The organism is Clostridium sp. 2218st1_F5_2218SCRN_220325 (genome assembly GCF_039062665.1).
In the GTDB taxonomy this organism is placed as follows: domain Bacteria; phylum Bacillota; class Clostridia; order Peptostreptococcales; family Peptostreptococcaceae; genus Intestinibacter.
Map to the genome: position 1 here is coordinate 224,684 of NZ_JBCLNH010000001.1, position 25,220 is coordinate 249,903.

26 protein-coding genes are annotated in these 25,220 nt (G+C 31.2%); 1 reads left to right on the forward strand and 25 read right to left on the reverse strand.

Going from position 1 to position 25,220, the window contains the following annotated elements:
- The 17 genes from ABCM86_RS00995 to ABCM86_RS01075 all read right to left on the reverse strand — a co-directional run.
- Positions 1 to 1,412: serine hydrolase (locus ABCM86_RS00995; protein WP_343003271.1), on the reverse strand; the 1,412-nt coding region annotated here is incomplete at its 3' end.
- A gap of 126 nt (positions 1,413 to 1,538) precedes the next feature.
- On the reverse strand, positions 1,539 to 2,228 hold the full coding sequence (locus tag ABCM86_RS01000; protein WP_343003272.1) for a lysozyme inhibitor LprI family protein: 690 nt from the start codon (positions 2,226 to 2,228) through the stop codon (positions 1,539 to 1,541).
- 129 nt (positions 2,229 to 2,357) lie between these two features.
- Complete coding sequence (locus ABCM86_RS01005) at positions 2,358 to 2,672, reverse strand: lysozyme inhibitor LprI family protein (protein WP_295675486.1); 315 nt, start codon at positions 2,670 to 2,672, stop codon at positions 2,358 to 2,360.
- A 182-nt stretch (positions 2,673 to 2,854) separates the two neighbouring features.
- Positions 2,855 to 3,145, reverse strand: coding sequence for an HNH endonuclease (locus ABCM86_RS01010; RefSeq protein ID WP_343003273.1), 291 nt, complete (start codon positions 3,143 to 3,145; stop codon positions 2,855 to 2,857).
- A 147-nt stretch (positions 3,146 to 3,292) separates the two neighbouring features.
- Positions 3,293 to 3,451: a hypothetical protein gene (locus ABCM86_RS01015; RefSeq protein WP_343003274.1), complete on the reverse strand. Its 159-nt coding sequence runs from the start codon at positions 3,449 to 3,451 to the stop codon at positions 3,293 to 3,295.
- 193 nt (positions 3,452 to 3,644) lie between these two features.
- Complete coding sequence (locus ABCM86_RS01020; protein WP_295735129.1) at positions 3,645 to 4,499, reverse strand: aldo/keto reductase; 855 nt, start codon at positions 4,497 to 4,499, stop codon at positions 3,645 to 3,647.
- Between the two features lie 186 nt (positions 4,500 to 4,685).
- The gene (garR, locus tag ABCM86_RS01025) at positions 4,686 to 5,582 is read right to left on the reverse strand and encodes a 2-hydroxy-3-oxopropionate reductase (RefSeq protein ID WP_295761873.1); all 897 of its coding nucleotides are present in this window, start codon (positions 5,580 to 5,582) and stop codon (positions 4,686 to 4,688) included.
- Positions 5,583 to 5,725: 143 nt separating this feature from the next.
- Positions 5,726 to 6,643 (reverse strand): dihydrodipicolinate synthase family protein, encoded by a 918-nt coding sequence (locus tag ABCM86_RS01030; protein ID WP_337814466.1) that lies wholly within the window; start codon positions 6,641 to 6,643, stop codon positions 5,726 to 5,728.
- Positions 6,644 to 6,658: 15 nt separating this feature from the next.
- A complete protein-coding gene (gene gudD / locus ABCM86_RS01035; RefSeq protein ID WP_343003275.1) occupies positions 6,659 to 8,020 on the reverse strand; it encodes a glucarate dehydratase in 1,362 nt (453 codons plus the stop codon).
- A gap of 25 nt (positions 8,021 to 8,045) precedes the next feature.
- Complete coding sequence (gene garD, locus ABCM86_RS01040) at positions 8,046 to 9,581, reverse strand: galactarate dehydratase (RefSeq protein WP_343003276.1); 1,536 nt, start codon at positions 9,579 to 9,581, stop codon at positions 8,046 to 8,048.
- Between the two features lie 149 nt (positions 9,582 to 9,730).
- Positions 9,731 to 10,789 carry a sugar diacid recognition domain-containing protein gene (locus ABCM86_RS01045; protein WP_337814869.1) on the reverse strand — a complete coding sequence of 353 codons (1,059 nt, stop codon included), beginning with the start codon at positions 10,787 to 10,789 and terminating at the stop codon, positions 9,731 to 9,733.
- Between the two features lie 197 nt (positions 10,790 to 10,986).
- Positions 10,987 to 12,114, reverse strand: a complete 1,128-nt coding sequence (locus ABCM86_RS01050; RefSeq protein ID WP_337814868.1) for a glycerate kinase — start codon at positions 12,112 to 12,114, stop codon at positions 10,987 to 10,989.
- A gap of 180 nt (positions 12,115 to 12,294) precedes the next feature.
- Positions 12,295 to 13,599, reverse strand: coding sequence for an SLC13 family permease (locus tag ABCM86_RS01055; protein ID WP_337814867.1), 1,305 nt, complete (start codon positions 13,597 to 13,599; stop codon positions 12,295 to 12,297).
- A 530-nt stretch (positions 13,600 to 14,129) separates the two neighbouring features.
- On the reverse strand, positions 14,130 to 14,591 hold the full coding sequence (locus ABCM86_RS01060; protein ID WP_337814866.1) for a hypothetical protein: 462 nt from the start codon (positions 14,589 to 14,591) through the stop codon (positions 14,130 to 14,132).
- Between the two features lie 221 nt (positions 14,592 to 14,812).
- Positions 14,813 to 16,165, reverse strand: coding sequence for an enolase C-terminal domain-like protein (locus ABCM86_RS01065; protein ID WP_343003277.1), 1,353 nt, complete (start codon positions 16,163 to 16,165; stop codon positions 14,813 to 14,815).
- 217 nt (positions 16,166 to 16,382) lie between these two features.
- Positions 16,383 to 16,721: a cupin gene (locus ABCM86_RS01070; protein WP_343003278.1), complete on the reverse strand. Its 339-nt coding sequence runs from the start codon at positions 16,719 to 16,721 to the stop codon at positions 16,383 to 16,385.
- A gap of 3 nt (positions 16,722 to 16,724) precedes the next feature.
- A complete protein-coding gene (locus tag ABCM86_RS01075) occupies positions 16,725 to 17,054 on the reverse strand; it encodes a cupin domain-containing protein (RefSeq protein ID WP_343003279.1) in 330 nt (109 codons plus the stop codon).
- A 278-nt stretch (positions 17,055 to 17,332) separates the two neighbouring features.
- On the opposite strand from ABCM86_RS01075, the gene ABCM86_RS01080 reads away from it, so the two are divergent.
- Positions 17,333 to 17,866, forward strand: coding sequence for a GNAT family N-acetyltransferase (locus ABCM86_RS01080; protein WP_343003280.1), 534 nt, complete (start codon positions 17,333 to 17,335; stop codon positions 17,864 to 17,866).
- Between the two features lie 156 nt (positions 17,867 to 18,022).
- Here the strand turns inward: ABCM86_RS01080 and ABCM86_RS01085 are convergent, their stop codons facing one another.
- The 8 genes from ABCM86_RS01085 to ABCM86_RS01120 form a co-directional block, all read right to left on the reverse strand.
- Positions 18,023 to 18,811 (reverse strand): permease prefix domain 1-containing protein, encoded by a 789-nt coding sequence (locus ABCM86_RS01085; protein ID WP_343003281.1) that lies wholly within the window; start codon positions 18,809 to 18,811, stop codon positions 18,023 to 18,025.
- Positions 18,795 to 19,142 carry a PadR family transcriptional regulator gene (locus ABCM86_RS01090; protein ID WP_195928770.1) on the reverse strand — a complete coding sequence of 116 codons (348 nt, stop codon included), beginning with the start codon at positions 19,140 to 19,142 and terminating at the stop codon, positions 18,795 to 18,797. Before ABCM86_RS01090 ends, ABCM86_RS01085 begins: the two co-directional genes overlap by 17 nt.
- Before the next feature lie 318 nt (positions 19,143 to 19,460).
- The gene (locus ABCM86_RS01095; protein WP_307993556.1) at positions 19,461 to 19,793 is read right to left on the reverse strand and encodes a hypothetical protein; all 333 of its coding nucleotides are present in this window, start codon (positions 19,791 to 19,793) and stop codon (positions 19,461 to 19,463) included.
- A gap of 119 nt (positions 19,794 to 19,912) precedes the next feature.
- Positions 19,913 to 22,399 carry a LuxR C-terminal-related transcriptional regulator gene (locus ABCM86_RS01100; protein WP_343003282.1) on the reverse strand — a complete coding sequence of 829 codons (2,487 nt, stop codon included), beginning with the start codon at positions 22,397 to 22,399 and terminating at the stop codon, positions 19,913 to 19,915.
- A 210-nt stretch (positions 22,400 to 22,609) separates the two neighbouring features.
- A complete protein-coding gene (locus ABCM86_RS01105; protein ID WP_343003283.1) occupies positions 22,610 to 23,395 on the reverse strand; it encodes a hypothetical protein in 786 nt (261 codons plus the stop codon).
- A gap of 168 nt (positions 23,396 to 23,563) precedes the next feature.
- Complete coding sequence (locus ABCM86_RS01110; protein ID WP_343003326.1) at positions 23,564 to 23,737, reverse strand: hypothetical protein; 174 nt, start codon at positions 23,735 to 23,737, stop codon at positions 23,564 to 23,566.
- Positions 23,688 to 24,569, reverse strand: coding sequence for a protein-ADP-ribose hydrolase (locus ABCM86_RS01115; protein ID WP_295779071.1), 882 nt, complete (start codon positions 24,567 to 24,569; stop codon positions 23,688 to 23,690). The genes ABCM86_RS01110 and ABCM86_RS01115 overlap by 50 nt, the downstream gene beginning before the upstream one ends.
- A 199-nt stretch (positions 24,570 to 24,768) precedes the next feature.
- Positions 24,769 to 25,203 carry an Rrf2 family transcriptional regulator gene (locus ABCM86_RS01120; protein ID WP_295675503.1) on the reverse strand — a complete coding sequence of 145 codons (435 nt, stop codon included), beginning with the start codon at positions 25,201 to 25,203 and terminating at the stop codon, positions 24,769 to 24,771.
- Positions 25,204 to 25,220 lie beyond the last annotated feature (17 nt).

Sequence of the window (25,220 nt, forward strand, 5' to 3'; positions counted from 1 at the left end):
ACATACGCTCTTACCGTTGCAGTTGCTAGTCCTTTCCCTGTTATCGTTGTCGATGTTGGGTTTATCGTATTTACTGTAAATGTAGGGAATGTTTTTAAAGATGCTACTTTTTTCGGCATTTTACTTAATAGTAGTACCATCTCTTCCCTAGAAATCTTTGAATTTACATTGTACTGATAATTATGTGGTAATACATTTAATTCGTATAAATGTACCATATTATTAAAATCAGTTGAATTTAAATTTTTGAATACTGTTTTATATTTGTTTTTCACAGTTTCACTATATTCTTTATTGTTATAATCTTTAAATAAGTTTGCGACACCTAATAATGTCATTTTTTCTGATGTATTACTTGTCGTATATGATGTTTTTAAAGCTTTATTTGTCGTATTTACAAATTCATACTTGCTTACTTGTTCACTCCCTGAGAACTTTCCTGTAGAAGTCATAGTTAAAACTCCATTTGCCAAGTATTGATTTATAACAGCTTTTGATGATGAATATCTAATATCATAAAAACTTCTTTGCAAAATAGTTTTATAATTATTAAAAGTATAAGTCAGTAATTTGTTTATATCTTGGAACATTTGCGTACGAGTACTTTTACCGAAAAATGAACAGATCACTTCTCTTCCTGAGCTATCTTTTGCTGTTGTAGCTAATGCATATCCAGCTTTGTCAGTTGTACCTGTTTTTGAACCTATTATCGTGAATAAATTCTTAGAATAGCTATAATTTCTTAAGAAGTTATTTGATGCAAGTAATGTCTTTGATTGTCCATTATAGTAGTTTTTTATCACATATTGTGGCTTTTTAACGATTTCTCTAATTGTGTCGTTTGTCATAGCGTATCTTGTCAATTTCGCAATATCGTTTGCCGTCGAATAAATATTTGGATTTGCATGCCAGTCCATTCCAATAGCATTGTCAAAATAAGAATTATTCATTCCAAGTGCTTTAGCTTTTCTATTCATCATATTGACAAATTGTGCGCTACTTCCTCCAACTGCCTCTGCAATAATTTCAGCCGCATCACCTGCTGAATAAACTAAAAGCATGTTTAAAAGTTCTTCCAAAGTGTACGAATAACCCGCTTTTAGATTTGCTGATGTCGTATCTGCATCAATCTTATCTATAGTAGATTGTTTTACTGTTATCCTCTTTGATAAACTGCAATTTTCAATTGCAACTATTGCAGTCAATAATTTTACTGTACTCGCAGGATAGATACGCTTATTTCCCTGCTCAGACATGATTATTTCTCCCGAATTAGCGTCCATAATAGTGTATGCATGTGCATAAACTGTAGGTCTTGCTGGTGCCGCATGCACATTAGCAGTGAATATACCGCTTGATATTAGCATTACAAACGCTAAAAATAAAGATATGATTTTTTTGTTTTTTGTCATAATTCCCCTCACATTGTATATATATTGTCTAAATTTAGTATAATAGGGAATGATTGTCTAAGTCAATACAATCATTCCCTATATCTAACATTTTTGAACAAAATTCTCTATATTTTTACATATCACTTACTTCATATACCAGTTAACTAATTCATAACATCTCTCTTGTGTAGTATTAGCCTTTGAAAGTATCAACTCTAGCTGTGCCATAGTCCCACCTTCATACTCAGCTGCATCTTGTTCAGCCTTGTTATCTCTATATGTTATCCATTCTCTTTGCTTTTGTCTAAGACTATTCATCTCGCTTTCAGATAACTGATTTTTCAGCACTCCATAGATTTTATTTAACTCATTATCCCACAAAGTATAAATTTGCGTTGCACTATTTGTCATTTCATATGTAGTGTATCCATCTAGCATATTATTCGTTTTAGCTTCCAAACTCGCTAATTCTTGCAAATATGTAGATTTTAAACTAGCAGACTGATTACTGTTGTTTTGTGTACTTTGACTATTGTCTTTATTACTAGCCTCTTTGTCTTCTTTCTTCTCATCCGACTTGTCGTTATTTGACTCTTGTGTCGAATCTTTACTATCTGAGTCGTTTTGCCCAGACTCATTATTCTCTCCCTCTAACTTATTTTCACTCTTTACGACATCTTGTTCTTGCTTTTGATTTATTGTCGAATCCTGCATCATAAGCACAACCCCTACCACAATCACAAATGCCGAAACTAACACCTTCGCCACTTTCGATTTTAGCAGGAAGAATAAAACAACTGCCGCTGCTACAAATATAACTATTATTGGTACCATTATTTCCCCTCCTTATATGGTCTATATTATTTATAACATATAATGGATTTTGGGGATATAGTATTTTACTAATAAATCCTTATAATGTTAAATTTTGTGTCGAAATATCTATTTAATTATAATAATTTGCTATTTAAAATAAGAATTAACCAACTCATAACATCTATCCCTTGTCATACTGAGCTTTGTCATAGACATCTCATAAGGCGCATAAGTCCCAGGTCCATTCTGAATTTCCACCTGTTTTACTGCACTATCCCTCTCATTTATCCACTGTATTTCTTCCTGCTTAAGGGCCGCCATCTCATCTGCTGGCAACTCCTGCTTTAACACACCATAAATCTCGTTCAATTTATCATCCCACATTTGGTAACTTTCTGCAGCTATCCTTCTAACCTCTATCCATGGAATATCATCAATTTGCTGCCTTTCATCAGTTTGCACCGTCAACTCATCCAGTTGTGCTAAATATTTACTTTTCAATCCAACAAGATTATTGTTTAATTACTACTCTATTAAAGCCATATAACTAAAACCTCAACATATATTTTAAGTAAAGTTTAGCACATTTTATAAATCATTTATTAGTTAATCCATATCTATACAAATAAAAAACATCTACAAAATTATATCTTAGCTCCCTTACTTCTATTACACCTCCAACACAATGTCTGCAAATTACCCTCAGTTGTCATTCCTCCTTTAGACAAAGGAATTATATGATCTATTTCCAACAATAAATTCGGCTCATCTTTATTGGATAATCCACAGATTTGACAAGTATAACCATCTCTTTCTTTTATCTTTTCTCTTAACTTTGGTGTCATTAATGCCCTTTGACCTGCTACACTTTTCTTGAATTTTATCTTTTGTAATAAATATTTTATAAATTCTTCTAATTCTTTCAAATCAAACACAACATCGAATGCTCCAGTTATTTTTCCATACTTACTTATACATCTAAAAGTATATGTAGGAAAGTATGAATCCTTTAAATCTATATCTTTAAATCCTAGTTTTCTACTTAATCTTTGTATCCCTGTAAATCGTCTAATAAAATAAGGTCATTCTTTTCTTATCTTTTTTATAATTTCATCTCTTTGTCTTTCTAATAATTTTTTACCTTCTTCCACAGCTAAAAAATCATTTAAAGTATTTTTTAATTTATTCAATGTTTTTTCATCAGCTTTTACATTAAAATATTTATTAATATCGTAAGCCAAATTGTAACCATTAAATCAATTATAAAATCTGTCATTATAGCACCTCTCATATAGAATTGTTTTTCTATCTTATCAGTATTTATCCTAATTTTGATTTTAATACCTATATTTACTATCAATTTTAAAAAGCCGTATACACAATAATCAAAATCATCATGTATACGGCCTTTATTAATATATTTTAATCCATCCCCTAAACAATATCCAAATAAACCTTCCTATCAGGAGCCGGAAACTCCCTATCCATAATCTCCAAATCCCCCTCATCAATCTTCACATCAGCCACCTTCGCATTTCTAAGTGCATGTTGTGGGTTAGATGTTCTCGGTATTGCGATAATATTATCTTTTTGCAATACGAATGCAAGCAGCAATTCTGGTATTGATAAATCGTATTTCTCAGCGATTTTTATTAGTTCTTTATTTGTCATTAGCTCGTGTTTTAAGCTTGCTCCTTGTGCCATTGGGCAATATGCCATAACGGGGATATTGTGCTCTTTCATCCAAGGATAAAGGCTATATTCTATCCCTCTTGAGCCTAGGTGATATAAGACTTGGTTTACTACGCATTTGTCTCCATCTTTAACAGTCATAAGTTCTTTCATATCGTCTATATCGAAGTTTGAAACTCCCCATCTTTTTATTTTACCTTTTTTAACAAGCTCCTCCATACATTCCACAGTCTCGCTTAGGGGTACTGCCCCTCTCCAGTGAAGTAAGTACAAGTCAAGATATTCTACTCCCATTCTTTTTAGTGTATTTTCACAACTTCTAAATATGTTTCTTCTTCCTGCATTATGTGGATATACTTTTGATACTAAAAATAGTTTTTCTCTGTCATATCCTTTTATGGCTTTTCCGACTAATTCTTCTGCTAACCCTTCTCCATACATTTCTGCTGTATCGATAAGCGTCATGTTGTTTTCTATTCCTATTTTTATACTTTTAATTTCGTCTTGTTCTTTGGATTTATCTTCTCCCAAAAACCACGTCCCCTGTCCTAATTTCGGCATCAACGCTCCATCTTTTAATCTAACAAATCTATCCATTTTGGCCCCTCCTTATCAATTATTAACACTTAATATTTCACTTATATATAATTTAAAACTTCACTCTATCTTAAATTATATATCATTTTAAATCCTATATTAATTTATTCCCAATTAAAAAACAGATTATGTAGCAAATCCACATAATCTGTAGGTATATTTTGAGGTTAAATCAAATGTTGAAACCTAGTTTCCTTTTCTAACAACTTGAGCGTTTGCTAATTTTTCATAGTATTTAACTAATGAAGAGTGGTCTTCTGTTCCGCATCCATCAAGTTTTATTGCTTGCATCATTTCCATAACTGCTGCAGTTAATGGTAATGGAGCTCCTACTCCATGAGCAGTATCAAGCACGTTTCCTAAGTCTTTTATATGTAAATCTATTCTAAATCCTGGTTTGAAGTTTCTGTCCATAACCATGTTTGATTTAGCATCTAATACTGTACTTCCAGCTAATCCACCTCTTATAGCTTGGTATACTAATTCTGGATCAACTCCAGCTTTTGTAGCTAATATATACGCTTCTGACATTGCTGCTATATTTAATGCAACTATTGTTTGGTTAGCTAATTTAGTTATGTTACCAGCTCCTATTTCACCAGTATAAACTACTGACCCTGCCATAGCATCCATAACATCATAGCAAGCGTCGAATACTTCTTTATCTCCACCAACCATTACAGACATTGTTCCGTCTATTGCTTTTGGTTCTCCACCACTTACTGGTGCATCTATCATCTTAACACCTTTTTCTTTTAATGCTTCGTATATTTCTCTACTTACTAATGGAGCTATTGAACTCATGTCTATTACTACTAATCCTTCTTTTGCTCCTTCTATAACACCATTTTCTCCTAAAACAACTTCTTTAACGTGTGGAGAGTTTGGTAACATTGTTATTATAGCTTCAACTTGTTGTGCAACTTCTTTTGGTGTTGCTGCTGATTTTGCTCCTAATGCTACTATTTCGTCTACTGCTGATTGATTTCTATCTAAAACAACAAGTTCATAACCTGCTTTTAAAAGGTTTTTACTCATTGGTTTTCCCATTATTCCTAATCCTATAAATCCTATTTTTTTCATTTCACATACTCCATTTCTTGCTAATATATTTTTTATTATTGTTTTCTTAATTTAAATTTCTTTATATCCTTTTACTTTTAATTATCATAGATAAATTTGATTTTTATTTATCTATGATAATCTTGGTTTTTCTATTATAAATTTTATGCGTCTAATAGTACTTCTTCTTTTATATATCCTAATTCAGTAAGTATTTCTCTCATCTCGTCTAATACTTCTGGTGATGCTGTTGTGTTTGGTTTTATACTATTTCCAACATCAAGCCCTATTAAGTTACAAGCGTCTTTTGTTCCTGCTGGGAATGATACTTTATCAAATGTATTTCTAAAAGGTGTAAGTTTAAATTGAGCTTCACAAGCACCTTCTATATCTCCAGCCATATATTTATCATATATTTCAACAACTAATTCTGGTACTATGTTAGCTGTTGATGCTATTGCTCCAACTGCTCCATATGCTAATGATCCTAAAATCATAGTGTCTTTTCCAGCCATAACTTTAAAACCTTTATCTCTAGTTGTTCTTATAAATTCTGCAGTCAATGTCATATTTCCGCTTGTATCTTTTATACCTACTATGTTTGGAACATCAGCTAATCTATTAACTAAATTTACGCTAAGCCCATAACCAACTTTTCCTGGATTGTTGTATAAAAGTACTGGTAAATCTGGTACTGTCTCTGCTATTGTAACTATATGTGCGTATAATTCGTCTTCACTTGGTGAGATAAACATAGGTGGTAGTATTGATATACCATCTGCGTTTTCTTCTTTCGCCATTTTTGCAGTTTCTACACATTCTTTTGTTGTAATTCCTGCTATACCCATATAAACTGGGACCCTTTTGTCTGCTGTTTTTACCATACAAGCAAGTGCCTTTCTTTGTTCATCAGCATCTATTGCGAAAAACTCACCATTACTTCCGAAAGCAAGTATCCCGTGTACTCCTCCGTCAATAATATAATTTACAACTCTCGCCATAGCTTCTTCATTTATGTGATTTTCTTCATCTACAGGCGTAACTATAGGTACAATTATCCCCTTTATTGAACTAGTATCCATATTAAATCCCCCTAATTAAGCGTATATTTCTTCTTTTTCTGCTTCTCTTATTAAGCAAGGTTTTTTATTGTCAAACTTCCAGCCTTTTATTAAGTATTGCATTCCTATACTGTCATCTCTTCCACCTAGACAATGTTCATTATATAATGCATTTGCTTCCATTATTTTATCCATATCTAGCTCTATTCCTAGACCTGGTTTTTTAGGAACTGCTATTTTTCCGTCTACTATTTGGTATGGCTCTTTAGTTAATCTGTCTATTCCCTCTTGCCATATCCAGTGAGTATCTATTGCAGTTATATCTCCTGGAACTGCTGCAGCTGCATGAGTAAACATTGCTAATGATATGTCGAAGTGGTTGTTTGAGTGAGAACCCCAAGTTAATCCCCATTCGTTGCATAATTGACCAACTCTAACAGAACCTTGCATTGTCCAGAAGTGAGGGTCAGCAAGTGGTATATCTACTGATTGAACTTGTACTGAATGTTGTAATTGTCTCCAGTCAGTTGCTATCATATTTGTCGCAGTTTTAAGACCTGTAGCTCTTCTAAATTGAGCCATTATCTCTCTTCCTGAATATCCATCTTCAGCACCACATGGGTCTTCTGCATAAGCTAATACATCTTGTTTTCCTTTACAAACTCTTATTGCATCTTTTAATGACCAGCATCCGTTTGGATCTATTGTAACTCTTGCCTCTGGGAATCTATTTTTTATAGCAGTTATTGCTTCTATTTCTTCGTCTGGTGTTAAAACTCCACCTTTTAATTTGAAATCTTTAAATCCGTATTTTTCGTGAGATGCCTCAGCTAATTTAACTACTGCTTCTGGAGTTAATGCTTCTTCTGTTCTAACTCTGTACCATTCACAATCTCCATCTTTTCCATCTAAGTATGGTAAATCAGTTTTGTTTCTATCTCCTATAAAGAATAAATATCCTAAAGCTTCTACTTCTTCTCTTTGTTGCCCTTCTCCTAATAAAGCTGCAACAGGAACATCTAAGTGTTTTCCTAATAAATCAAGTAAAGCTGCTTCTAATGCAGTTACTGCATGAACAGTTATTCTTAAGTCGAATGTTTGAAGACCTCTACCGCCTGCATCTCTATCGTTGAATTTTTTACGAACGTTGTTTAAAATGTTGTTGTAGTTTCCTATGCTTTGTCCTAATACTAATTCTTTAGAATCTTCTAATGTTTTTCTTATTCCTTCTCCACCAGGAACTTCCCCTGCTCCCACGTTTCCGTTGCTATCTTCTAATATAACTATATTTCTTGTGAAAAATGGTGCATGTGCACCACTTAAGTTTAATAACATACTGTCATGACCTGCTACTGGTATTACATCCATTTTTGTTATGATTGGTGTTTTATTTGTCATTTTTGTTTCCCCCATAAAATTTATTTTAAGTCACTGGCGCAGGATTAAATACTGCTAATGCATTGTATATCTTGTGCTCGTCAGCGAAAGTTTTCTTTCTATCACTTGCAACATCTAGGATTAAGTTGAATATTTCCCAACCAACTTCTTCTATAGTTTTCTCCCCTGTTGCAATAGTTCCGGCATCTACATCTATTAAATCAAACCATTTTTTCTTTAATGTTGAATTTGTCGATACCTTTATTACTGGAGATACATTTAAGTTATATGTTGTACCTCTTCCTGTTGTAAATACTTGCATCGTTATTCCTGATGATAGTTGTTGAGTCCCACAAACAAAGTCGCTTGCTGGTGTAGCAGCATATGTCATACCGCTTTTTCTTATTCTCTCTCCTGGTGATAAAACATCTACTATTCTTGTACTACCTGATTTAGCAACTGAACCTAATGCCTTATCAACAACATTAGATAAGCCTCCTTTTTTGTTTCCTGGAGATGGGTTTGCATCTCTATCAACATCAGCTTGTTCTAAATATCTATCATACCACTTCATCTCTGATACAAGTTTTGATAATACTTCATCATTTATAGTTCTCGGTGCTAATAAGTGGACTGCATCTCTTATTTCAGTAACTTCCGAAAACATAACCTTTGCCCCAGCTCTAACTAATAAATCCGCTGCATATCCTACAGCAGGATTTGCCGTCACTCCAGAAAAAGCATCGCTACCTCCACATTGAAGACCAACTACTAGATCTGATACTGGACATTCTTCACGTTTTCTTTTATTTAATTCTTTAAGTTTTTCTTCTGATTTGTCCATTATTTGGTTTACCATTTCCAAAAATCCATTGCACTCTTGTAATATAATAAGATTTTCATCTTTTATATCTGGGAATAACATCTCTGGAACTAACTTTTCACATCCCAACGATACAGTTAAAATCTCACCACCAAAATTAGCATTTTTAGCTAAGTTTTTGATAGTTCTTATAGGGATTTCTGCTCCCTTACCTTTTATAGCAACTCCACATCCATAAAGGTGATTTAATGCGATAATATCGTCTACATTTGTATACTTTGGTAAAACTTCTCTTTTTAGCCTTTCAACAGCTACATCAAGTACACCTTGTGAACATTGAACAGTAGTCGTTATACCTAAGATGTTTTTAGTACCTACACTTCCATCTTTATTTTTATATCCCATGAAAGTGTACCCTTCTAATGGTTCTAAATCATTTTCAATAAAATCGCTTTTTAGCTCATCTAATGAATATGCCTTTGGTAGGATAACCTTATCCTCCCTCAGCCAACTTCCTTTTGCTACATCTTCATTTGCATATCCAATCACTTCACCATATCTAATTATCGGCTCGTCTTTTTTTATATCACAAAGAGTCACCTTGTTAGCCTCTGGAATATCTTGAAGTAATTGTAGTCCATCTTTAAAAACAGTCCCCTTACTTAATCCGCCTTGATTAACTATTATTGCAACATTATCTTTAGGATTAACTTTTATATATATAGGCTCTTTGTTTTCATTAGTTATTTTGCACCCCATACTATCCCTCTCTATAATTATTACTGTATTTTTAATTGCTATCTGTTTATTTCTAATGTGTTATTATATTTTAATTATAAATTTTTGTTATAATTTAATCATCGTTTCTTTAACTAACATTTTTATATTTTTTTGTTCATTTGCATAATTTAGTTATAAAGTATGTAAGCTGTGTATAATTCTAAAAGATCTATAAACTTCTTTGGATTTTTGCCTGTAAGTGTATATATCTTTTCCAGACGGTAATTCAGCGTATTTCTATGTATATTTAATACTTTAGAAATAATATTTACCTCTCCATTGTTTTCTATATAAGCCAAAATCGTATCTATCAAATCCAGCTTATTTCCTTCTTCTTTTAAAATTTCCATATGTCGTTTTAAATTGTTATTGCCTTTGCAAGTTGTTAAAGTTGACAAAAAATAAAGATCTTCATATTTAAAGATTTTCTCGTCTTTATTTAGTATTTTCCCAACTTTTAAACAAGCCTTACCTTGATTAACAGTGTTATATATTAGTTTTTCCTGTAGTCCTACACCTACCTCAACATCATATTCACCAAGTATCTCGATTAATATGTTTTGCTTTGATATATTATTAACTAATGCAACTAATATATTTTCTGAATACTCAACAATAAACTCTTGTTTATCTAAAAACATTCCCAACTTATCTTTTATATTTACAAAATAATTAAAATTCCTATCTTTAATATCTATTACTAATGCAATCTTAGAAACATCTAAATTTATACCTAATTCTTCAGCCTCTCTTTTTGTATTAGAGCTGTATTCATTTTCAGAAGTCATAAGTTCATAAAAGAATTTATTTTTATGAATTTCTAATGCTTTCTTCTTTGAAAATGTAAAATGCTTATTAATAAGTAGCTCTGCTGTTATCTTTACTAACTGTCCAAACTGTCTGATTTCTGTTGGATTCCCAGTTATTCCAATAACTCCGACCGTCTCTTTATAGAACTTAATAGGAAGGTTTATACCTTCCTTTTCTTTGTCCGTATTCATATATATTTCTATAACTTCATCCTTTTGTAAGACTTCCAACGCTCCACTATGTAGCTTATTTACTCGTCCTTTATCCCCACTAGCTATTATAACACCATCTTTATTCATTATATTTACGTTATAAGGTATTACTTCCATAACTCTATTAACGATGTCTTGTGCTATTTTACTGTCTATACTATACATCTATGCTCCCCCTGTTTTCATACAGAATATATTGATATGTATACTTGCACATATTTCCCTAAATTTCTATAATTTTTTAAACTATGTATAATATTATATAACTTAAATATTTTTTTAACAATCTTTATTCTTATATATTATTCTCAAAAAATATCTTTATTTCTATCTATGAATAATATATAAGTATTTATTTTAATTTAAATTGATAGTAATCTAGCTACATTCTCAAGTGTATTTTCTATATTTTCTTTTGCATTACTAAGTGCTTTATCTAATGTCATAACTCCAGGCATTATAGATAAGATTGAATCAAATCCTAAATCATATAATTCATCAATTCCTTCTCCAACATTTCCCGCTATTCCTATTACAGGTATGTCATATTGTTTAGCAACTTGTGAAACGCCAAAAGGTGTCTTTCCAAATTTCGTCTGAGAATCTATGCTACCTTCTCCAGTTATAACGTATGATGCCCCTTTCATCTTTTCGCTTAAATCAGCATATTTTATAACTATATCTATACCACGATTAAGTTTACCATCACAAAATGCCAATAGTGCAAAACCTAGTCCCCCTGCTGCACCTGATCCTTTTTGATTTTCCATATCTTTTCCTATAGTTTTATTTACTATATCTGCATAATGATGTAAGTTTTCATCTAGTATTTTTATAATCTCTTCTGTCGCTCCCTTTTGTGGTCCAAATACTGCTGATGCACCTTCTTTTCCAGTAAGAGTATTGCTGACATCACAGGCAACTTCTATCTCAACTTCTTTTATTCTCTTATCAAAATCATCTAAGTTTATTTTTACTAACTCAGACAATCCTCCACCACCAAAAGGTATTTCTTTGTTGTCTTTGTCTAAAAGTTTTGCACCTAATGCTTGTAACATTCCTGCTCCACCATCATTAGTTGCACTTCCGCCTATACCGATTATTATCTTTTTTACACCTTTATCTAATGCTGATTTTATAAGTTCACCAGTCCCAAAAGTTGTCGTAATTAGCGGGTTTCTGTCTTCTTTTTTAACATAATGTATTCCGCTTGCCTCTGCCATTTCTATAACAGCAGTTTGGCCATCGCCCAAAATACCATACTTAGCATTTACCTTGTTTCCTAATGGCCCTGTCACCACAACTTCATATATCTTCCCATCTGTCGCATCAACTAGCGATTGTACTGTTCCTTCGCCGCCATCTGCCATAGGAACTTTTACACATTCTGCATCTTTAAATATCTTCTTTATTCCTACTTCCATAGCATCTGCAACTTCTTTTGCCGTCAAACTCTCCTTAAATGAATCCGGCGCTAATACAAATTTCATATATCCACCCCATAATCTACTTTATTTTCGCTTTATTATGTTTTCCTAATAATTATTTTAAACCCCTCACAAACAACTTTCATCGTTTCTTTGATCAATATATACACTCATTTATATGCATTTGACCAATCGTGAGGGGTTTTTCTACATTTTCATAAACTCTATATTATTATTTAATTTTTATATAAATGTTCCTAAAAGCATTCCACTTCCTATCCATAAAACTGTTAATATACAGAATGGAACAAATGAGAAACTTATATAGTCGGCTAACTCGGTTTTGTCTGCCAAATCACAAGCCAGATAAATCTGCGGTTGTGCAACTGGTGAAATCATAGCCCCCATATTCATAACTAACGCCATTATTACAACCTCATTTGATACACCAAATTTAGCACATATTGCTGCAACAATTGGTATAAGAGCATAATACCAAGTATCGTTTGTAAATATCATCATTAGTGGTACACTGAATAATGCGATTATTATGTATAACCAAGATCCCATTGCAGTAGGTATTATACTTACTAAGCAATTTACCATCTCTTGCATCATACCACTTTCTTGTAATACCCCTACTACAACACCTGATAATAATACTGCTGGTGCTGTTGGATATAATGTCGCTGCATATTTGCTTAACAACTTGTTTTGTAATTTTAAATCTCTATAGTTAACAGTAATAGCTATAACTAATGCTAGTGCAAATGCTGCATAATCAGGTATATCAACCATACTTAACGCAACTATTAATAATACTGTTAAAATTAAGTTGAACCAGAATAATTTTGGTCTAGATAATTCTGTTGGCTCTATCATGTTAGATGCAGATTCGCTTTTATCTAACTCTTTTAATGCACCTCTTCTTACTTCCCTCTTAGCTAATACTACTGCAAATACCATTAATATTCCTATTAATATTAGCTGTACTGGGAACAATTGCATGAATATATAATTTGTTGCATTTTCTACCTCTGGCATTAAACTTGCAGCTCTTAAAATTCTTCCGTTCCAAGGTGTATTAAACATTGCGCACATTGATGCTGAACATAAGAATAATAATACTTTTGGATCCATTTTAAGTTTTTTGTATAATGGTAATAACATAGGTATAGTTATTACAAATGTTGATGTTACAGAACCGTCTATCTCTGTTATTAACGATACTGCCACTGTTATTATACATACTACTACTGCACTTATTTTACTGTGTTTTAATAAAAAGTTAACGATTGTATCAAACAGACCTGCATCACTCATTAATGAGAAATAAGGTACTGAGAAAAGCATGATTAATGTAATATCAAGTGTTAGATTTAACCCTGATGAGATATATCCAGGTATTTCTGAAAGTGCACAACCTGCAATTATTGCACCAAATATCGGTATAATCCCAAATGCTACTAATGTACTTACTTTTTTCTTTAACAATAAATATGTTATTAAAACCATCATTGCAAAACCGACGAAAGCTAAATATGTCATATATTATTCCCCCTCAAATTAAATAAATATTTTCTTAGATATTTTATTAGATATTTTTTAGTTTAAATTCCTTACCATAGCCTCTATTATTTTCCCTTTTGTATCCCCTCTCTTTTGTTGATTTTTCTAGTTATTTTTTTAACTTATATAAGTGTAACTTTATATATATTATTTTTTTATTGCTTATACTTATATAATAAACGATTTCCTTAGACCATTTCATCATCCAAATTGACATTTTTTTCACTATTTATTTGTGCATTTATACAGTAAATTCGCTGCAATCATATCTCCCATACACAACTCCTTTATTCATTGCTTAGAATTTTCCTCGTTTATGCCCAGTCGACTTCGTTCGTTGTTTTTTGCAATGTATAATTTCCTTAGAATAAAAAAAGGCGTCATCTTTATATTTGATAACACCTTTTTAAAAATATATTTATTGTATTTATTTTTCTATAGTTTCTATGTAATATATACCTTGTTTTTATACTTACATAACTTAGATTATCTTAGATTTACATTTAATCTTAATTTATATATTCAAATAAATTATCGTATTTCACATCTCCATTTACAGCACAGAAATATTTTTGGCTGCTGTCTCCATTACATCTCAAAACTTTTATATTTATATCGTATCCCATTGTCTTCATTGCTTGTCGGTATTCGTCTATATCTTCAAGTAATAATTTATTCTTTTGATCCCATTTTCTTTTAACAGAATTATATCCATTTAACTTAACTGAAAGACTTTGGTTGTCTATAAAGGAATCTGTTATTGTATTGTCTATTAGTTCAACTGTTTTGTCATCCTCATATTTAATAATATTAAAATTATACCCCTTGCTTTTTACAAATAGTTCGACTGATTTACTGCTTTGTTGTTCCTCTTGCTCTGCTTTTTTATAATCAACTATATTATTGCTACATCCAACTGCCCCAAATAACACAACTAGCACTATTGATACTATAAATAACCTCTTACTCATAACACTACCCCCTTATAAACTATTGTTATATTAATATAGTATCATAATTAATGGTAAGTTTTAGGATATATTTTATTTATGATTAGTTTTAAAAGCCAATATTTCCATAAAAAAAGAGACCCATAGAAGTCTTTTCTATAAATCTCTTTCTATATATTTTGATTTATCTTTTAATCAATTTATTTAAAATAAAACACTTTATTTCTCACTCTATTTCTAATTTATCTTACTAATGCAGGTTTTTTAGAATCAAATTTCCAGTCTTTTATTAAATACTGCATAGCCATTGAGTCATCTCTATCGTGGCTTTCTAACTCGTTGTATAACTTGTTAGCTTCCATAACTCTATCCATATCGATAGTCACTCCAAGACCTGGCTTAGTTGGAACTTGTAGATATCCATTTTTTATTAATGGAGTGTCTTTTAATAAGTTTTGTCCATCTTGCCATATCCAATGTGTGTCTAATGCTGTTGGGTTGCCTGGTGCCGCTGCTGCAACATGTGCAAACGCAGTTAATGTTATGTCGAAGTGGTTGTTTGAGTGAGAACCCCAAGTTAGTCCCCAATCGTTTAATATTTGTGCCATACGAACACTTCCATCAAATCCCCAGAAATGAGGGTCAGCAAGGACTATATCGACAGCTCTCAATGAAGTCGCATGGTAGAATTGTCTCCAGTTAACTGCTATCATATTAGTCGCAACTGGTATATTTACTGCATTTTTAAATTCACACATTATCTCCCTACTGCTAAATCCAGCTTCTGGTCCACATGGATCTTCCACATAACTAAGTATACCTTCCATAGGCTTACATATTCTTATAGCCTCATCTAAGCTCCATGCACCATTGGGGTCGATATTTATTCTTCCTTGTGGGAATGCTTGTTTTAATGCTTTTACAGCTTCCATCTCTTCTTCGCCTTTTAACACTCCACCTTTTAGCTTGAAGTTTACAAATCCGTATTTTTCATGAAGAGTTTTCGCTTGCTCAACAATTCTCTCTGGAGTAAGCATCTCTTCTCTACGAAGTCTAAACCAAGCATCATCACTATCTGATTCATCTAAGTATGGTAGTTCTTTCGCTTTATTTTTATCACTTACATAAAATAAATATCCAAGTGTCTCTATCTCATCTCTTTGTTTTCCATCACCTAACAATTCGCACATAGGTAGATTTAAATGTTGTCCTAATAAGTCAAGTAATGCACATTCTATTGCCCATTGTGCCTTTACTACAAATTTTAATTTACTAATATCTAAACTTTGTATACCTTCACCATCGTCTCCTGCAGCTTTTGTAGATGCATTTTTTATATCATTTAATATTGAACGATATCTTCCTATCTCTTTTCCAACTACTAGTGGTATACAACTTCTTAAAGATTCGCATGTATAATCACCACCATGAATTTCACCTATTCCTGTATTTCCTGAGCTATCTTTTAATATAACTATATTTCTTGTGAAATATGGTGCATGAGCCCCACTTAATGTCATCAACATACTGTCATACCCTGCAACAGGTATTACCTGCATCTCTGTAACTATTGGTGTTCCCTTTTTTGTCTCCATTACTTTTTCCCCTTTTGATATTATTTTATTAAACTTTATTTTGAAAAGCTTTTCATCTTTAAAATATATTGTTATGAATCTTTTATTTAATTCTATCTATTTGTTAAGTTTTTTTCAATCTCGATTTATACTTTTCGTTATACCGCACAACACTTTTGTATATTTGAACAAAAAACCGTACACACAACAATCAAAATCATCATGCATACGGTTCTCACTAATCAACCTTAACCAATATATTAAACAGCTTCATATCAGTCAAAGCCTCAACTCCATATTCTATATCAGACTCCATAGCGATTATGTCCCCAGGATTAATCACCTTTTCGTCGTCTTTATTATATACAATTTTTGCGCTGCCTTCTAACATAACAAACAGCGTTTCCATTTCGTAGTATTCTTTGCTTATACTTTCGCCTTTTGGAAATGAGAAAAATCTTATTTCTGTGTGGTCGTTGTCGATTAAAGCCTTGCTCGCTATCGATTTTCCTGAATGATTAATCATATCAGTTATTTTGATAACTTCGTGAGGCTTGATATTTCTTAGATATTTCATAGTCTATCCCTCTCTAACTACGACTAAAAGCATCTTCATGTCTTCTTTTGCAGTTACTTGATGTTGTATATTTGCTGGCATTACTACAAATTCTCCTGCTTTTGCTTCCATAACGTCGTCACCTATTTTCACTGTTGCAACACCTTCGTGAATGTATATCATTGCGTCGCCTTTTGCTGCATGAGGTCCTACTCCTTCGCCTTGTCCAAATGCCATAGCAGTTATCCCTACACCGCTTTTTTGTGCCATTGTCACTGTTTCTATTTGACCTTCATTACATTTTACTAAACTGCCAAAATCTATTGGTTTCCCTTTTTCTACTGTGGAAAACAAGTTCTCGTCTTTGACAAACATGCGGGTGAGATAATTTGGTGTAGATAAGCTTCATTCTATTCTTATGGACTAAAATTTTAGGTATATGGATAGGCGAAAATGAAATTTATAAATTCTAGTGCTCTATACTCACTGATTTGAAAAATAGAATAATATACTTCAAACCAGTCATAAAAATATCAAAACACAACTACTTTATAGTTGGTAAATCATTTTTGAAGATTTATAATATAAGATGAAAATATAATTAATATATAAATTATTAAGGAGATATAATTATGCATAATATCAAAGAATTTATAGATATGAATGAAAAAGATTTTGATTCATTTTTTAATATATTAGATAATTCTTTTCCCAAAAGTGAAAGAAGAGATTATCCATCTCAAAAGGATTTGCTTTCTATAAGTAACTATCGCCCTTTCGTATTTAAGGAAAATAATGAAGTCTTGGCGCTGATGGCTATTTGGGAATTTAACGATTTTGTATATGTAGAACATTTAGCTGTCGATAGCAAATTGAGAGGAAAAGGTGTCGGTACATCATTAATCAAAAATTATTTAAATAAATGTGACAAGAAAGTCTTCTTAGAAGTCGAACCTCCAAACTGCGATACATCTAAAAAAAGAGTTTCATTCTATGAGAAACTAGGATTTTCTTTTAATGATTTTTATTATTTACAACAACCTTTAAATCCAGGCGACTCTCCTTTTAGGCTAAATATTATGAGTTATCCTGAGTCGATAGGTGAAAAGGAGTTTGAGAAATATAAGAAGGATATATATAAGGATGTGTATGGTGTTGAGATTTAGGGTCAATAGGGATTTCAAAGAATTTAATTTTTAAAAAAACTAGCTAAACTTAAAATTTAGCTAGTTTTTTCTAACTCTGACTTATACCTTTTTATATAATTATCCCACTACTATATTAAAATATAAATCATCATTCCCCTTGCCAAAAATCAAAAACTAAACCATATTTACCCTAACTCTACCCTTGTATTTTAATATTACAGATCTCAACAATAAAATAATTTCTATACAAAAACTAATCATACCTATAACTAAAACATTTCTAAAAAAGTCGTTATCTCTAACTAAAGGATTATGCTTTATTTCAACGCTAAAATAAGCTTTGTCCCCTTTTGATGTCAGTTCATTAGCAGTCCCGCCTACACTAAAAAGACAATTATTTTTGTTATATTCTGTAGAATATTCATATAAAGTTTCTCCACTGTAGTCTTTTGCAGGATTCATAAAAATTCTAAGGTTTACTACATTTTTAAATTGCTTGTTTTTTAATAGCTTATTTATTTCACCTTCATATTTTGAAACATCATATATTTCATTTGAAGATACTATATAGTTTAATTTTGAATTTAATCTTGATTCGACATAAAAAACAGTACTGTCTAACTTATGTCTTTGAAATATAATCAATGCAACAGTTACTAAACATATTGCCGATATACTTCTCAATATCTTTCTACTAAACTTCTTCAATTTTATATTTTCAGGTTTTTTTATATTTTTATGCTTAGTTGTCTTAAGCGTTTTATGTAACTCATTTAACATATCTTTACCGCCATCAAATTTTTCGATAGCTTTATCATATGCCTCTTCTTCTGTATATCCTTGTTCTATAAATTCATTTGCAGATAATATTAAATGTTCTCGCAGTTCTTCCTTTAACTCTAAGACCTCCGAGCTATTGTCCCCTTTATATAATAAGTATAAATATTTATCTATTTTCTCCATTATAATTTCTCCCGTCTAAATATTTGTCCATTATTTTTTTTACAAAAATCCATTCCTGAACTTTTAAGTCCAAATTACGAATTCCCTCTTCTGTTATTTTGTAATATTTACGTCTATTCCCCGGACCTTGGCTACTTTGCCAGTATGATTCTATCAATCCTTTAGATTCCAACCTTTTCAAGGATATATATAACGTACCATCTTTCAATTCAAAAGTTGTTTCATCAAGCACATTTTTTGCTATTTCAAATCCATAAGAATCCTTCTTCTCAAGTATCGCCAATATCAAAGTATCTATATGCCCCTTTAAAATTTCCTTATTTAATTCCACAAATTCACCTCCAAAATCTAATCATCGTATTGCGAGGTTTTAATTTAAAACAAAACCTCGTATTACAAGTATTGTATATCATAAATACTCGTTATGCAAGGATTATTTGTTATATTTATATCAATAAATACATAAAAATAGGAATTATACTAAATTATACAATTCCTATTCCTATTCCTATTTATTTTCTCACTCGTTTGTATTTTTTATTCTGCACTTAACCTCAAAATATGGACTTGAAAAATCATAATTTAATTTCAATCCATGTTTAACTTATTAGCCAAGTTTTAACAGAATTAAATCCTACTGATTATAATCTTATTCATTCTCCATTTGTTTTTTCAACATCTCAGCGAATTCATGTTGTTGTTTTCTCTCTTCTTCTTGTAATTCTTTCATTCCTTTATTTATTGCTTTTGCGTATTTTTCAGCTTCTTTTTCGTCTTTTTTAAATTCTTTATAATCTGCTTTTGCCTCTCTTTTTATTTCGTGGCCTAATTCTTTATCTTGTTTTGTTATGTCTTTTATTTCTTTTTTAACGTCGTGTTTTAATTCATGTTCTAATTTTCTTTCATCTCTAAGTTCATGGCGATATTCTTTTCTACCTTCGTGATGTTCTTTCATTTCTTCAAATTTATCTCTAATAGTCATTTTACTTCTCCTCTCTATAAAAAAATACTTAGTAATAGATTATCCCAAATCGCAGTTTGATATAATCTAAATTTGATGTATTTTTTGTCAAAAAAAGTTTTTTAAAATGTAGCTATAACTTAGATTTCGTTGTTATTTTGGCTTTTTATAATATCTTTTATTTCTTGTCTTGATTTTATACATAATTTTTTAAAGACTGCTTTTAATATTGTTTTGACTGTGTTTACTGATACAAATAATGTTTTTGCTATTTCATTATTTGTAAATCCTTGTGCCGCTAAATTAGCAACTTCTAGCTCTCTTTCCGACAATTCAGCCAATCTCGATTTTTCTTTTTTAACAAATTTTAAAAATTTATCATAAGGCTTTTGCAATCTTCTAATCTCGTCTATCTGTGCTTTAAAATTACCTTTTTCATATATTTCATCTAATAAATCTTCTATATCAGTATAATTTTCCGCAAAAATCATATATAGTCTGTCACTTAGAGCTATTGCCAACGCTTTTTCAAGTTTTTCAACTGCATCTTTTCTTTTAGACAAATTATCGTATGCTATTGCTATATGTATATTTTCAAAAACTTCACAAATTAAATTGGGAAATATCTTTGCCATAGCCATAGATTTTTCATAAAGTGCAACGACCTTAACATATTCCTTTTTCGTTATAAGCACTTTTGAATAAATAAAATTCACAAGAGAAATCGTCGGAAATAATAATCTAGTATTTTCAAAATTCCCATTTACAATCCACTTAGGAATCTTGCTCTCTTCTTTTAAATTGGAATATATATATGCTCTTATAATGTCCAATGTATCAGAAAACATGTGAAGATCATTTATATAAATCCTCTCTTCAATCTCATCCATCAAAGTTCTAAACTCTTCATACTTGCCTTCATGTATAAGTATCCTTAATTTTAAAAACAAAGCACAGCAAAGAACCCCCGAATACTTATCACACAAAAGCATAGCCTTATCTAGTGCTATTTCTGCGTTTAATATATCCCCCTGATTAAAACAGACCTCGGCCTCCATAATATACTCAGCACCTATCCCATGATTTTGGGTGATTTTATAATAATAAGGCATGGCATTTTTCATAATGCTAAGCTGTTCTTGTAGTTTGCCCTTTTCTCTATAATACATGTATAAAATCGACGGCGAACCGAAAGTCCATGTAGATTTATTTGTCATAATTGTGGAAGGCTTGTACATCAACTCATACGCTTGTTTATGAAGATTTGACATCTCTTCTATATTGTTGTATTTTGTAAAACTAAGTATAAGTTTCATCTCCCCAAGCAGTTGATTTTTCTCTTTAACATCTATATTTTTATCTCTTGCTATATTTTCATAAAATTGCCCACAAACTTTCCCGAACAAGTCCATCTCATTGTAAGTAAACAACCTTCTTGCGTATACCAATAACGCCAAATGATTTTTCTGTTTAAATTCATTTGGACAATTTTCCATACATCTTATAAATTCGTCCTTGATTTCTCCTGTGATGCTGTTTCCCTTGTCCTCTACCAATGTATTTAAAAAGTTTTCATAATCTCCAGCTTTATAAAAATAGCCCATACTGACAACGTATTTTCTGTTTTTATAAAACCAAAATCCACCCTTTTTATATACTTCTTTTTTATAATTATCGTCTTTTTCTTTTAATTTTTCCAACAAACACGTTCTAAAAATTGCATGGAATAAGTATACTTTGTTTTTCTTGTCATACTTCACAAATGCATTGACCTGAGTCAATTCCTTTATCAATAAATCAACATTTTCGTCACCAGTTATAAATTTGACTTGCTCCAATATAAACTGATCAAATATGCATAATCTAAGCAAAAAGTCCTTAAACTTATCTTCAAACGGTTCATATACCAGCTTTTCAACAAGTTCATATATATCTTCACTTATCTCAATCGTATTGTATTCGATATAATTTAGCATAAGCAAATATATCGCACTTATCCACCCCTCACTCTTTTTATAAACATCATCTATATTTAAAGTATTTAAATTTATACCACAAAGTTTATAATATTTTTTTATATCATACTTTTCAAATTCCAAGCAGTTTTTCGTAATATAATTGACTAATTTTTTTAGTTGGAGTTCTTCAATCTCAATATTTGGCTTATTTCTCGTAATTATTATGAGATGAATTTTGTTGTCCATACATTTCACCAAATTGTATATCAGCTCATCTAAATTCTTATTATTTATTAAATGATAATCATCTAAAATTATCGCTATTTCATCTTTTATATAAATAGAATTTATAAGCTCAATACACTCCTCCAGCTTTATGCTATTCTTTGGTAAACCTATGTTTTTTAGGTGGCTACCAGCATTTGAATCTATCTTGCTTATTATCCTGCAAAAGCCTTGCCAAAACGCTATATCCGAATTTGTGTAGATATTTTGCCAATAGTAATTCGTGTGAAATTTGTTTAGATATATTTTTATCGCCGTTGTCTTTCCATATCCCATCGGTGCCTCGACCACAGTAAGCGGATATGAATTTATTTTCCCTATTTTTTCTGTAAGTTTCTCATTCACATAGACTTCATTCGTATTATATTGCTTTATATATTCCATATCCCCTTTTTGAAACTCCTTTCTAAAAAATATATAATCTCAGTTTTGTTTATTTTAAGTCTTATATTTTAATTATATATTATTCACTCTTTGCATTAGCCTTCTTTGTTAAAATTTTCCACAAAAAAATAGGAGCATATATGCTCCTTATTTATATACCCTGCTTACTTTTCACACTATTTAATGTAGTACATCTTCATCAAATACCCTCTAATTTTTATATCCGCAATATGGACAAGTTCCATCTGCATTTATAGTTGCACTTCCGCAGTTTGCACATTTAGAACTATGGTTAGCTCCATCTTCATTACCTGCTTTTTTATAACCACAGTTTTCGCAATATCCATCAGGATGGAATGTCATTTTCTTGCATTGTGGACATTTTGTATAATCTCCGTAGTCCCCACTTTGATATTCGTCGTCGTTATTTTTATTAGTGTTATTATTTTTGTTTGTAGTATTTTTATTTGTATTATTGCTTGTATTTTGATTTGTATTACTTGACTTATTACTTGTGTTTTTATCACTATTTGATTTATCTGTGTTATTTGACTTGTTGCTTGTATTTTGATTGCTATTCGATTTATCTGTATTATCTGTTGATTTTATCTCTATGCTGTACTTGTCACTTCCTTCTATATTATTTAAAATGTCACACACATACTTAGCTATTTTTTCTAAATCATAATTTTCTGTAGCATCTTTTAATTTTTGCATATCTTGACCATAGTCCTTATTCGCCAACATATCATTATTTATATCTTTTCCGTAATTAACTAGCTTATCTTTACAATCTTTCGTTCCCCCGTCTGAATCCTTAAGTACTATATACATATCTTTTAATAATGTCGATATTTCCGAAGTTGTAGATGTATCTTTTTGTTGAGTTTGCTCGTCTTTTTGGTTTTGAGTACTATCATCATTGCTACTTGATGAACACCCAACCACACCAAATGATAATACTAATGATAATATAATAACAGTTAATCTCTTCACCTAAAATCCCCCCTGTTTGATAGGTCTAAATAAGATATATTTTTTATTTAGTCTAAATAAAGTATCCTTCTTGATTAGCCTAAATAAAATATTTTTACTAGATATAAACTTTCTATTTAATTATAGTATAGTTTAAATTATGGGTTATAACTTGATGTTTGGAGGTTTTCACCCGGGTGATTTTTCAAATCTCTCACCACTATAAGTCAGTCCTGCTGATGTTGATAGACCAGAACCTGCCCCAATCACAACAGCGTCGGCATCTTCTAATATTTCTTTCAATTTTTCTATATTATTTGAGTAATTCTCTGTATATTTCTTTGTCCATATCTTTGAAAACATTGAAAATCACCTTCTTTACACTAGTATCTTTTTTCATAAATTCCTCAACAGTTTTTATAGCTATTTGGGCTGCTTTATCATTTGGGAAGTGAAACTCGCCTGTCGAAATACAACAAAACGCAATACTCTCCAAGTTGTTTTTTGCTGCTAAGTTTAAACAAGATCTATAACAACTAGCAAGCAATTCACAATCCTCACTTGTCAATTTATAACTTATTATCGGGCCGACTGTGTGGATTATATATTTGCAAGGCAAGTTGTATGCATTTGTGATTTTTGCCTGTCCCGTCGGCTCGCCATACCCTTGTCTATTCATAATTTCATCACACTCAAGTCTAAGCTCTACCCCTGCAAATGAGTGAATGGCATTGTCAATACATCTGTGGTTTGGAACATAACACCCAGTCATTGCACTGTTTGCCGCATTTACAATAGCGTCGCAACGAAGAGTTGTTATGTCGCCCTGCCAAAGATAAATCTCCTTTTGTATAGGATTTACATTATTTATATCAGAAATCTCTTTTATAGATTCTAACTTATTTATATCAGCACTCCCTTTTATAGACTCTAAATTACTTATATCTATAACCTCTTTTATAGGCTCCAAGTCATTTATATCCACAATTCCTTTTTTGTTTATTTCTTCTTTTAAATATTCATCTTGCACCTTTAAAAATTCCTCGCTTATTTCTTTCGGCATACGCACATTCATAAGTGCTCTAAGCAAATCAACCTGCTCTGTAGGATTTTTAGGTATTTCGATATTTTTATATCTTTTGTCTTCTTTTAATAATTCTTTTATTAAAAATATTCTTCTTTCGTCTTGATTCATAATAATCAACCCCTTTTTGAATCTATTACATCCAACTGTAGTTATATCATTTGTTATATTATCGTTATAACAGTTATTATTAAAATATTATCTTTCTTATTTATTATAGTATTATACATTCTTATTGTAATGATAATCATTACAACAAAATTTATTAAAAAATTTGAGACCCAAGTTTATCTCCTCAAGTCTCAAACTGCTATTTTTCAATATATTTCTCTGTATCTTTTTTCACATCTTCTAAAGTTATCGATGCCAGTTCTCTTTCCATAGCATCTTGTACTTGTTTAAGTTTATCATCCAATATAAAATGAATATTTCGACCTACTGGACATTTTGTATTTGGATTTTCGTGAAAATGGAACAATTCCCCGTTATCAACACATTCCACAGCTCTATATATGTCTAAAAATGTGATTTCGCTTAGTGGTTTTGTAATATATGCACCACCACTCCCTCTCACAACTCCAACAAGACCTGCAGCTTTTAATTGTCCTAATATTTTACGAACTATAACAGGGTTTACATTTGTACTTCCCGCCAAAAAATCACTCGTTATCTTATATTCATCTTTAAATGTATCGATGCAGGCAAATATATGAACCGCAAGTGTAAATCTGCTAGAAATTTGCATACAAAACACCTCTCTTT